The following is a 12739-nucleotide window of genomic DNA, read 5'->3' as shown; positions in this document are numbered from 1 at the left end:
TCATTCACCTACCTTTGCCAGAAGCATTTGCACAATCTTATTCGCTCCAATCATGATGATAAATAGAATGGTAGCTATAGCAGAGGCATAGCCCATTTCATAACGTATGGCGCCGTAATCCTCCAAGTGGTTTACGATGGTATGCGCTGCATAGCTGTTGCTTGGCATGCCGCATAATGCGGTAACAATGGCGCCGGTGCCGAACGCGCCGGTAATGCTCATTACCGCCCCGAACATAAGCTGCGGCTTCATCGAAGGCAGCGTGACGTACCAAAGCTCCTGCCACCGATTTTTAACACCATCCATAGCCGCTGCTTCATAAAGCGTTCGATCTATCCCCTGCAATCCCGCAATAAAGGAAAGGAAGCTCGTTCCAACACTGGTCCATAAAGCAACGATGACGACAAGAGTCATCATATATTTCGGATTCTCAAACCATAGAATAGGCGAAGAGATGACATTATAACGAAGCAGAATAGCATTGGCATAACCATAAGCGTCCTTGTTGAAGAAAATGCCCCAAACCAAATAAATGTTTCCTGAAATGGATGGCGCGTAAAAAATTAAAGTCAAAATCGTTCTTAGAGACTTGGGCAGCTCATTAATAAGCCAAGCGAACACTAGACACATGATATAACCGATCGGACCTACCATCACAGCTAGCAGGAACGTATTTCCGATCGCTTTAATGAAAATATCATCGCCTAGAAACAGCCTTATATAATTGTCCATGCCAACGAAGATAGGCGCTTCGAGCAAGTTAAACGAGAAAAAACCTAAAATCAATGAAATAATGACGGGCAGAGCGGTAAAAGCAAAAAACAAGATCATGTAGGGAGCAGCAAAGAGGTAGGACACTTTATTTTTTTTAATCGACTTCCAGCCCTGCTCCAATTTTCGCAAAACCGGATTGCCCTGCCTCTTAGGGTCAACAGCTCCTGATATCACCAAATCTCTACTCATGAATGGGTCCTCCTGAATCAGTAAAATCGCAAGGCAGCATCATTCCAACTTGAACTCCCGCCTTTTTCGCGTTATTTCAGTATTAACTTCTTTCACATAGTCCAGAAGAGATTCAGGGTCTCCGTTGTTATACGCCGTTGCGGCAGCAAATCCAATACTTCTTGTCACATAGTAACCGCCCGGCACCTCCGGTGTACCTGTTGCGAACGACCACTGCGTCATCAAATGGTCATACTCTGTTTTTGTCCAAGGCATATTAACAAGGGCTTCCATATTGGCGGTCGCTTGTTTGGCTGCCTTGCCGAGAATCGCTTCCATTTCCATTCCGAATCTGGACTGCGTCTCTGCACTCGTCCACCACTCCATAAAGCGCCATGCGTCATCTTTTTTCTTAACGCCCTTAAGCATCATGATCGCTGTCCCCGTCGACGGTGTCGCCCGGTTCAATTGTCCATCCTCCATCACCGTTCCAGGAAGCGGAGCAAATTCCCACAGTCCTTTAATTTCAGGAGCAAACGCGATTAATTGGTTGTATGTCGTATAATCCGCGATGCCTATCGGCATTTCCCCTGTACGGAAGCGGTTGCTGAAATCATAATCCCTCGGAAACTTATAGGTGGTGAACAGCTCCGTCTGCTTCTGGAACGCATCGATCGTCAGATCGTCTTCCAGCGTTGAGCGGCTGCGCTCCTTGTTGTAAAGCTCCCCCTTTTTCTGATACAAAAAGATTTGCAAGCCGGTAATATCCGCCGGAAAACCAATTTGCATATTTTGTTTCTGAATTTCCGGTATTAGCTTGTAAAACTCATCCCATGTCTCTGGAGCCTTCAGCCCCATATCATGCAAAATATCTTTCCGATAAAACATCATGGGAAACGATTGTGTTTCCGGCAGAGCGTATACTTTTCCGTCTAATTCGAAGGGCACTAATGCACTAGGATGGAATCTAGAGGCAATAGCCTCATAATTCGGCATGTCTTTGATGTTCTCTACCGCATGTCTTAACGCGTATTGAATAGGGTCGGCAGCTAGATTTCCCATCGCCACATCCGGACCCGTACCTGCGAGCACCGATGGCAAAAGCGTTCCTTCCGTTACCAGCTTGAGCTTTACGTTTATACCCGATTCCGGCGTGAACGTGTCATTGATCATTTCCCTAATAATTTGCGATTGATCCCGTCCAGACGTCAGCCATACTTCGAGCGGCTCTCCTTTGGTTTCACCTTCTGTATTCAAGGCATTGTAATCCACAAAGAAAGACATCGAAAAAGACTTCGCTTCAAACATCATTTTTTTGAAAAAGGATGCATCCGCTTTTGGCAGCTTCTTGGACAACGGCATCACGCTAAAATAATCGACCGTTAAAGGCTGCTCGCCTACCGTCAAGATCCACGTACCAAGCGCGCCTACATTTTCTTTAAAAGGGGTAAACGTCTTCGCAATATTGGCTTCCGGATTTTTAACCATTTGCTCGAGCTGGAAGGCGACTTTATCGAGCAACACCATGTTTTCGCCTTTTTGACCAACCAGCGCCTCCATGTCAGCCGATACTTCTCTAAGTATCGCGGCATGCTCCCTCATGGCGGCTATGGCATCCGGTATTAATTTCTCAAAGCCGTAATCACGATACAAATCCGGCTCAGCGCCGGTTATCATCAGAATTTGCCGATATACGGCATTCAGTTGAAATAAACTATCATCAACCCTGTTCAGCACATCAGCCAAATCTCCGAGCGTGACCTCCATCGTCAGCTCATGCTCGCCCGGTTCTAGGTAAAAAGAAAACGCCTGATCGTCGTTCCCCAATGTTTTCACTTGCCAGTTGTTCCCGTATTTAAATTTCACTGCTTTCGCTTCTTTAAACGGTACGGCTCCATCCAGCAAAATTTTACGGTTGACGTACATCCCAGCTAATTTGTTTTGCTTGAATCTCGTTGCAATCTTGTATAGGCCCGCTTCCTCTACCGTGAATCGGTAGCTGATCCATTGGCCCGGCATTTTCCATTTATCGCCGCCTATGCTGTTCAAGCGAAGCTTCGATGGGTCCTGCGGCTCGGTTATAGCTGATGAGCGATCGGACACCGGATATAGCGTATTATCAGATTTCTCAAAGCTGTTTTCCGCTTGAACCTTAATTGTCTCGGCGTCCGCTTCCTTATAGCCTTTTGCTTCATAACCCGCTTTTACTTCATCATAGGTCGGAAGCTCCTCCGCTTTATAAATACGAACGGTATTTAAAACCACCGATTCCCTCACCGATTCGAATCCAATGGTATGCTTACCTTTTTCCAAATAAAATAGTAATGGATCGTTATAATAGCCAAGCAAATCATGCAACAGCACCGTTCTCCATCTAGGCGCTTCTGTCTGTTTCGGCCTAATGTCATTGCCTTTTTTGTCTTGCGCAATCTCGCTTTTGTCCTTCCAAACCCGTGATAAATTTATGTATTTCGCTTCGTTATAAGGTACTTCACCGTCAATGGATATCATTCTTTCAATGGAATTGCCTTTCCCATCTATCGGGTAATAAAGCAGTTCTACATTGTACATGCCACTCTCAGGAACGTTAATTTCCCATTCAATCTTTCCGGTTTCGCCCGTCAGAACAGATTTGCCTTCCTTTCCTTCAAAAAGATCGAGGGTTTTCAAATCTCCCTCCGCATTCGTATACGCATCCGCCTTGATCACAATATCCGCTTTCCCAGCTTTTTTATCGGCGTGCTGTTCAAGATAGGTGCGGTAGCTTTGCAGCTTGATTAAGTTATCATCCTTGCTTGCAAATGCCGCATGCGGCCAAACAATCACCAACAAACATAAGGCTATTGCTGCAACTGAAAATTTCGCTATTTTATTATTCATAAACGTTCAACTCGCACCGTCATATTTGTTTCCTCCATATGGACAGAGATTCATTGCCTTTTCGTGAACGATAGAGAAAGCAGCCTCTTTTTTTTGCAAAAAAAAGAAAAGGGGCTGTTGCGCTAGCAGCAATCGTCATCTGTCTGACAGCCCCTTTATCTATTTGGTGAAAGCTGCTATTCCGCCTTTTTCTCTTCCTCAGGCTTCGGTTCAGGCTCTACGAATTCACCTTTCAGCCTTAAAGCAAGCTCCTCAAGACCAATATTTACAGCATCCTCGATTTCCGCAACCTTGGAGGCAGGCTCTAGGTTCTGATCGTAGAACCCAACATCGGGAATGAGTGCCAAACCACTGTGTACATTGCCTTGCATTTGCTGACCGATGAACGCCATGTCCGACACGCCATAATTTTTCAGCTGTAACAGCGTTTGAAGCGATTCCTCATCACGCAATTGCGTGAGAGCAATTTCATCCATCCAAATTTTCTCTTCGCTTTGCGCTTTCCACGCTAGCGCATCCAAGATAAGTCCGGTTTTATCAAGCTCTTTGTTCGTTACCGGCACTGCGATCGAAGGAGCATCATGGCTTACCCAATCAAGGTAATCGTCTGTGTTGTTGCCCATTGGCAATGGGATAAAGCCAAAGTCACTTTCCATTTCATAAATCGGATCAATAACGCCTCTGCCTCTGGAGTAAGCTAAAAACAGCGATTTCCCTTCTGCAAAAGCTTTCACGTAAGCGTCCATATCCTCGCCTTCGTTTTTCGGGAAGAACGTATCACCTTTTTTCGCCATCTTCTTAATCATTTCAATCGTCTCGTATGCTTTTGGTGTATTTACTGCATATTTCATTTTTCCATCACTGGCGATATCAATGATTTTATTGCCGGATGCCAGATAAAGCGCTACAGAAATATCCCAGTCATGTCCAGTCGCCAGTCCATAACGGTCATTGCTGTCCATCACGCCATCACCATTTAGATCACGTTTTGCCGCTTGCTCCATCTCGAGCATTTTCTGGAATGTCCATTGTTTGTTTTTTACCAGCTCATAAGGATTTTCAAGACCTAGCTCTTGAATAATGCTTTTGTTGAATGCCAGAACCCATACTTCATCCCCCTGGTTAGCGAATGGAGCTGCTGTTCCATATGTTCTGTTGTCGTAAGTGAGCAAGAATGAAGTGTTGTATTCCTTCCAATAATCTTGATCCATCCGAAGGTTAGGAATCGTATTCATGTCCACAATACGCTTGCCGTTAATATGTCTTCCCAGCTCCCATGTAGGAGCAACGATGATGTCAGCGTATTTGTCGCCTGCCAGTACCGCCGCGCCAAACTCTTCCTCGGAATGTTTTCTCACTTCAATTTTTACGTTGTACGTTTCTTCTACCCACTTGATTCGATCAATAATGGCATTGGCATGATCAGAGCTTCCTTCTTGCGGGAACCATCTGTTCGCATTGTTATCCGCAACGATAAATTTATAACCGCCTAAATCTTTTACTGGAGGAGCTCCGTCATCTGGTGTTGCTTCCGGACTTGGCGAGGCTGTGTTTTCTGCCTTGTTCGTTGCTTCAGCCGTCTCCTTGTCTTTGCCTCCGCCGTTATTACTTGTGCAAGCACTCGCAAAGATGGAAATAATGAGGACGCATACGACTAACAAAAACATTCTCTTTTGTTTCATTTTTCTGCCCCTTTCAAATCTTTTATTTGTTATGCAAGTCCTGTCCGCAGCGGAGTCAGGCCCGCTCTAACACAAGTGGAGGTCAAACCAATTAAAAGAGATGCTGTTTCTTGTCTTCTACGAGCTTATAAATAAGTTCACCGAGTAAGCTGTTAGCCCATGCAAACCACGGTCTCGTGAATTCATTCGGATTGTCTACGTGAAAACCCTCATGCATAAAGCCAGTACCGCCATCTGAGCTGATTATCGTTCTTAGAAGTTCTTGTATTTCTGCGTCGTTGTCTGAAGTGAGCGCTTGCATGACTAGGCTGATATGCCATATGTAATTCGTGGGAGTATGTGGGCTTCCGATTCCTCTAGCTGCTTTTCCTGCGTAATAATAGGGATTCTCTTCACTTAAAATAAACCTTCTCGTATTCTGATAGATCATATCCTCTTTGCTTGTATATCCGAGATAAGGAATCGACAGCAGACTTGGCACATTAGCATCGTCCATCAAGTTGTAATTTCCTAAGCCATCTGTTTCGTAAGCGTATATTTCGCCAAACGTTTCGTGCTTGTATATCCCAAATGCTTTGATGCCGGCATCGATTTCGCCGCCTAATTTCTTGGCTGCGAGCGCCAGTGTTTCGTCTTTGTATATGTCTTGGGCGATTTCTTCCACATATCTCAGCACAACAACAGCGAACATATTCGCAGGAATCAAATAATGATATTTGCACGAATCGTCGCTTGGCCTAAAGCCCGACCATGTCATCCCTGTATAGGCGACGGGACTCCCTTTTCCATCGTGGCTTAACGTATCCGATTCTGGACAATTAAATCTTTGGAAGCTGTAGCTCGATTGTTCTGCATGCTTCTGCTCGACTGTCCAAAGTCCAATAATTTTGTTAACCGCTTCTTTAAAAGCATCATCAAACATTGCGGTGCTGTTTGTTGCCTTCCAGTACAAATAAGCGAGCTGTATCGGGTAACATAGGGAATCAATTTCATATTTTCTTTCCCATACCCATGAATTGCCCTCGGTTACATCTTCCGTATGTCCCCTGTTGTCCGGGCCTTTATTGAATGCGTTTGCATAGGGATCAATCTGGATATATTGCATTTGCCTTTTGATAAGTCCCTCTATCATTTTCTGATAGTGGCTGTCTGAAACAGCCAGTGGAATATAATGCCGAACCTGAGCAGATGAATCACGCAGCCACATGGCTGGTATATCACCCGTAAATACAAAAGTGGTTCCATCCTCAAGCCATTCCGTCGTCGTCTCCAGCGTGTTATAGAAGCAGTTTTTATAAAACTTAACGATTTCAGGCCATTTCTCCAGAGATGAAATCAATGCGTCACTCTTTTTCATATCGGTAATAGACAGATTCATTCGCAAACATTCCTCCTAATGGTGATCCTTCTACAAGTTGGATAAAGCTTTGTGATAAGCGCTTACAAATAGTATATTATAAACAATATGTCAACATGTCAATATACCAACTAGTAATTTCCTTAATTTTTTTACAAAATTTGAATACAAATGGGCTGGAATCGCATTGGAACGCACAAAAAAAAGAGGGAGCAGCACCGACGGTGCAGCTCCCTCTTACCGTATTATTTTAATATGACTGTGGTGTAAGCCGGAATGGTCAGTTTCCCTTTATCCAGCTTAGCCCCATCATTGCTTGAGTGAATGATCCCCTCGAATGATCCAAACGTTTTGGATGGCTGAAGATCAGTCATCTGCTCCTCGCCCGATAGATTGTGCACAACAAGCGCTCTCTCGCTAGCAATGACGCGAACATATACACTTAGCTTCTGATTGGCAGGCTCCAGCTTAAACTCGGCTATTCCGCCATTGCGCAAAGCGGGCTCCTCGTTCCGCCACTTTATGAGCTCGCGATAATGGTTTAACATCGAATGCTTATCTGCTGTCTGTGCCTCAACAGATACCGTCTCGGCATTCCCATTGAATCGCGATTGCTCCCAAGTGGTTTGACCTTCTCCTCCGCTTGCTGCGCTATACCAAGGCATTGGCTCACGAATGTATTCATCCGGCTTAGCCCCTTTCATACCCAGCTCCTCACCATAATAAAGGTACGGGGTGCCTGGCAAAGTAAGCAGCATGGCAGCAGCCATCTTGGCATGATTGATATTTCCGTTTAAAACCGTCATGACACGATTCTGATCATGATTGCTTAGGAACGGCGCATCAACAAATGTACCACCAGATGATTTCTCGTAAACGCCGTATGCACGTCCTAGAGAATAAGCTAAGTCTGCATCCTTCTCCGTACCGGCTGCACTCAGCAGCCGACCAGCTAGATCAAAGTGGAATGCGGAGTTCAGCGCTTGGTCAAAGTAAGGCGCAATAACCGTTAGTGAATCCCAAACCTCTCCGATCAGATAAGCATCTGGCTTCACTTTGTTCATGCCAGCTCGGAACTCTTGCCACCAAGCTTTATTTTTCGCTTGAATCTCAGGCGTGCTGGCCGTAGACGCGAAGTCGCCGTAAATATGCTTTGCCGCATCAAGGCGGAAGCCGTCCAGCCCCTGCTCCAGCCAGTATTGTCCGATCTTAACCAATTCCTCGCGAACCTTCGGCTCGTCAAAGTTCAGATCGGGCATGCCTTCCCAGAAGACACCTAAATACTTGAGACTGCCATAGCTATGCCATGGATCACCGCCAACTGCCCCATCTGCTCTAACCTTCTCACCTTGTTTAGCAAATGTGTACCAGCTGCGGTAAGGACTGTTCTCATCCTTTAATGCTTCTTTGAACCAAGGATGTTCCTTGCTCGAATGATTAACGACAAGATCCATAATTACTTTAATATCGCGCTTATGCGCTTCTTGAAGCAGCTTCTGCAAATCATCCAGCGTGCCGTATTCCGGATTTACCGCATAATAATCGGTTGTATCATAGCCATGGTAGCTTGGCGAAGCGTTAATCGGCATTAGCCAAATACCGCTAACCCCAAGCTCCTTTAAGTAATCAAGCTTAGCGGTTACACCATTCAAATCGCCGATTCCATCTCCGTTCGTATCATAGAAGGAACGGACAAATATTTCATAGTATACGCCGCCAGGCTGCTCATCTACCGTATAAGCAGCAGTGGAAGCTTCGCCGCTTGCACCTTCTTCATCCGCTTCTGCAGAAGCTGTGCTACTTGGTTTATTATTGTTCGCCGCCTCCTCTGAAGAGCAAGCAGCGAGCATAATAAAGATTAGCGAGCATAACAGGACTATCGCATAACGCAAACGGCTGCGGTTCATTCTCTTATCCTTTCGAAGCGCCAGACATCAGCCCTTGTACAAGGAAGCGCTGCAAGAAGATGAATAGGAGAGTAATCGGGATCGCAATCAACACCGCACCCGCGGCAAACAACGTGAAGTTGCTGTTCTGATAATTGCTTACAAGATCCCACATTCCTACAGCAAGTGTCCAGTTGTCTTTGCTTCGAAGTACCAATCTTGCAAAGATAAAGTCTACCCATGAACCAGCAAATGTAGTCAGCGCTACATAGGTTAACATCGGACGCGACAGCGGAAGCATGATTTTTACAAACACCTGCAGATGAGTTGCTCCATCGATCCGAGCCGCTTCATCCAAGCTCCGAGGAATCGTATCGTAAAAGCCTTTAACGACAAAGCCACCGAGCACTGCACCAGCAGAATATACGATAATGAGCGCCGCATGTGTATCGAGCAGGTTAAGCTGCAATAAGAAGATAAAGATAGCGATCATACTCATGAAGCCAGGGAACATGCCCAGTACAAGCATAATCGTCAGTGTCATCTTACGGCCGCGGAAGCGGAAGCGCGACAACGCGTACATGCTGAGCGTGACCAGAATCGTAGAGAAGATCATCGTCAACGTTGCAATTTTGAGCGTATTCAAGTACCAAACACCGTATTGGAAGCTTGGATTCGTAAATAACTCCTTATAATGAACAATCGTAAATGTATCAGGAATAAGACTGTCGCTAAACAGAGCCGTGCCCGGGCGAAGCGAGGATAGCAGCACCCAAAGAGCAGGATAGATAGCGCACACAGCTATAAATATCAGAACGACATAGCTAAGCGTCAAGCGCACAATATTGGCGGTTTTCCGGCCCATTTTCATTGAATCATATCCTCCTCTTTAAATGACCGTGAGCGGCGATAGTTATAAATAGAGAACGACGCTACGATCAAGAAAATGATGATACCGATCGCGGATGCCATATTGAACTGACTGTTGTTCAGCGTTAGCTTATACAACCAGGTTACAAGCAAGTCGGTGCTGCCGGCGTACTGGTAATCACCTTTAACCGGGTCACCGTTCGTGAGCAAGAAAATAACGTTAAAGTTATTCATGTTGCCAGCGAACTGTGTAATCAGAATCGGTGCCGTCGAGAACAAAATAAATGGCAACGTAATAATACGGAATTTCTGTATGCCTGTTGCGCCGTCAACATCGGCAGCTTCGTACAGGTCTTTCGGAATTGCAGTCAATACGCCTAGAATAAGTACCATTGAAACCGGGATACCAATCCACATATTAACGATAATAACAGTTACCTTTGCCCAAAATGGATCTGTCAGCCAAGGCAGCTTGCCCATACCAAAAAACTTTAAGTATTGATTGATCGGACCAAATTGTCCATTAAACAAATTTCTCATGACAAGCAAGGAGATCAATTGCGGAATGGCATAAGGAATAATGAACAATGTCCGCCATAGCTTTTTAAAACGAATGCCTTTTTGCTCAATTAGCAGCGCAACTAACAAACCGCCGAAATACGTCGTTACCGTTGCAATAACAGCCCATACAATCGTCCAAGTAAATACGCCAACAAATGTATGGCTCCACGTTTTCAAAGTCAATAGATTAGCAAACGTTTGGAAGCCTACCCAGTCAACCAGCTTAGCTGGCGGAATATGATCAGGCGATGCGTAGTTGGTGAAAGCAAGCATAATCATGAAGATAATCGGCATGATCGTTAGAAACAATACACCGAGCGCCGGAAGCGTAAGCAGTAAGTGCGGAAAATTACGATCCGTTACATAAGCCCACGTCTTCCGAAAGCTTGCTGGCGCCACTCCTGCGTCTCTTTGCTTGCCGTTCAGATAGGCATCGCGGATATTCATAACATAGATAAAGACAAATAGCAGGAATAAAATTAACGTTATTAATCCACTGATTAGAAGAAAGATCGAATGGTCTCCCTCTACACGAACACTGATTTTACCTATTTTCTCAAGCCCTTGCGTTTTCTCTCCGAGCGTGACAACTCCCCAAATCGCTCTTCCTAGATTTGGAACAAAATACATGAGCGCCGCTGCTTCAACAGCAAGCATAATTAAGCCTTTTATAAATTGGCGGTTATACAATTGGCCAAGACCCATTACGAGTAACGACAATATAGCCGCGGTGCTGCGATGACGATTCATCCCGCCTGGCTCCCTTCCTTTCATATAAAAAAACTTGTTGCAACTTGCTGATATGGAAAGTATCGCTTATAAAACATCGGTTCACCCGCCGAAGCAATTCGGCGGGTGATTCCGACTATGTTATATTATTTCGTTGCCGCAGCGCCATTGTTAGCGTCTTTGATTTGTTGCACGGCATTGTCCAAAGCTGCTTTTGCATCTTTGCCGGAGTTCCATACGTCAGAGAATGCTGCTCCGATAGGAGTCCATACATTGCCCATCTCAGGGATGGAAGGCATTGGCGTCGATTGGTTGAATTGCTCCAAGAAACCTTTTACCACTTCATTGCCTTGTACAGCAGGATCTGCTGCTGCTTCTGTGTTCGCAGGAATAGCGCCTGTCAGTTCAAAGTTTTTCAACTGAGCTTCTTTTGTAGATGCATAATAAGAGAATAGACGTGCTGCATTCGGGTATTTCGAGAATGAGTTAACATACCAAGCTTTAATGCCTGAGAAGGAAGAAGCCGGTTGGCCGTTGATGCTAGGCAATGGAGCTACGCCGAAATCGATGCCAGCGTTTCTGTAATCGCCAATTGTCCAAGGTCCGTTAATATCCATTGCAAGTGTACCGCCGATGAACAAACCTTTTTTAATATCGTAGTTGATATCGCCGGAGTTAAGCGGCAAGATGCTGTCTTTCAATGAACCGTAGTATTTCAAGCCAGCGATTGCTCCTTCTGTGTTAAGGCCGATATCGTCTTTGTTTTGACCGTTATCGCCGTATACATAACCGCCTGTTGAGATGAACGGATAGCTGAAGTAGAAGTTTCCTACATCCCACATAAGACCGTATTTGTTGTTTTTCGTATCGTTGAATGTTTTCGAGAATGCTACTACCTCTTCAAACGTTTTTGGAGCTTCTTTGATTAGTGCTTTGTTATAAAATAGTGCGTATGTTTCTACCGAGCGCGGGTATCCATAAAGCACGCCGTCATAAGATACTGCATTTACTGCAATTTCCGAGTTTGCGCTTCTTGATTGCTCTTCATAGTAATCATTTGGCAGAACCAATCCAGCCGTCACTGCTTTACCAAGGTTATCATGCGGGAAAAGAACAACGTCAGCGCCAAGACCTGCAGGGCCGTCTGTAACCAGCTTGTTTACTTGATCGCCTGCGCCGATTTCCTCGAATTTAATTTCAATGCCGTATTTTGCAGTGAATTCCTTCGCGATGGCTTCAACGAAAGGACGTTCTTCTTTACTTTCCCATACAAGCAGCGATGCGCCTTCTTCAGGAACGATCTCTTCCGATGCAGTACCTTCGTTAGCAGGTGTATTATTCGTTGGAGCATTTGTTGCATTTCCAGTTTTCTCTGTGTTTTCTGCCTTATTTGTTCCACCACAAGCGGAAACGATAAACAAGGCTGTGATTAATGACATTACAAACCACTTTTTCATGCTAGGTGATCCCCCTCCATAATGTGTTTCATGCCTTTTTTTTGAATTAGCGGCGTTCCAACAATTCCTCAAGCTCTTTTCTAATAGGCTGCATTCGCACAAACGTTTTATTCATCGTTCTGAAAAGCTTACTTCCATCATAAATTGGTAAGCTCAACAATGCGCAAACGTTTGTACAAAACATACTAGAAAATAATTTGTGAGCGGTTTTTATGCCGTTTCACAGCTGAAAACATAGTAGAATTGTTTTGAAAGCGTTCTATTCGTGGATTCATCATACAACAAGGTGCACGGTTTGTTAAAACGTTTGCACAGTTCAATATTCCGGTTAAATACGGAGTTATCTTCAATTTTCTTCAATATTCTCCTTCTCAT

The 12739-nt window shown here is 44.9% G+C and carries 8 protein-coding genes; all 8 read right to left on the bottom strand.

Features of this window, described 5'->3' with window-relative positions:
* Complete coding sequence (locus tag AC0VYE_RS04140; RefSeq protein ID WP_076268836.1) at positions 1-963, bottom strand: carbohydrate ABC transporter permease; 963 nt, start codon at positions 961-963, stop codon at positions 1-3.
* Between the two features lie 39 nt (positions 964-1002).
* Positions 1003-3822 carry an extracellular solute-binding protein gene (locus AC0VYE_RS04135; RefSeq protein ID WP_475446236.1) on the bottom strand — a complete coding sequence of 940 codons (2820 nt, stop codon included), beginning with the start codon at positions 3820-3822 and terminating at the stop codon, positions 1003-1005.
* A gap of 176 nt (positions 3823-3998) precedes the next feature.
* Positions 3999-5504 (bottom strand): ABC transporter substrate-binding protein, encoded by a 1506-nt coding sequence (locus tag AC0VYE_RS04130; protein WP_339206816.1) that lies wholly within the window; start codon positions 5502-5504, stop codon positions 3999-4001.
* A gap of 91 nt (positions 5505-5595) precedes the next feature.
* Positions 5596-6861: a glycoside hydrolase family 125 protein gene (locus AC0VYE_RS04125; protein ID WP_475449433.1), complete on the bottom strand. Its 1266-nt coding sequence runs from the start codon at positions 6859-6861 to the stop codon at positions 5596-5598.
* Between the two features lie 245 nt (positions 6862-7106).
* Positions 7107-8768 (bottom strand): alpha-amylase family glycosyl hydrolase, encoded by a 1662-nt coding sequence (locus tag AC0VYE_RS04120; RefSeq protein ID WP_475446234.1) that lies wholly within the window; start codon positions 8766-8768, stop codon positions 7107-7109.
* A 4-nt stretch (positions 8769-8772) separates the two neighbouring features.
* Positions 8773-9612, bottom strand: a complete 840-nt coding sequence (locus AC0VYE_RS04115) for a sugar ABC transporter permease (protein ID WP_475449431.1) — start codon at positions 9610-9612, stop codon at positions 8773-8775.
* Positions 9613-9614: 2 nt separating this feature from the next.
* The gene (locus AC0VYE_RS04110; protein ID WP_475446232.1) at positions 9615-10928 is read right to left on the bottom strand and encodes a carbohydrate ABC transporter permease; all 1314 of its coding nucleotides are present in this window, start codon (positions 10926-10928) and stop codon (positions 9615-9617) included.
* 125 nt (positions 10929-11053) lie between these two features.
* Positions 11054-12364 carry a sugar ABC transporter substrate-binding protein gene (locus AC0VYE_RS04105; RefSeq protein ID WP_475446230.1) on the bottom strand — a complete coding sequence of 437 codons (1311 nt, stop codon included), beginning with the start codon at positions 12362-12364 and terminating at the stop codon, positions 11054-11056.
* Positions 12365-12739: the final 375 nt, after the last annotated feature.

The sequence above is a fragment of the Pristimantibacillus sp. Z349TD_6 genome (genome assembly GCF_056173205.1).
Note: the sequence above shows the minus strand (reverse complement) of the source record. Positions and strands in the feature narration are given on the sequence as shown.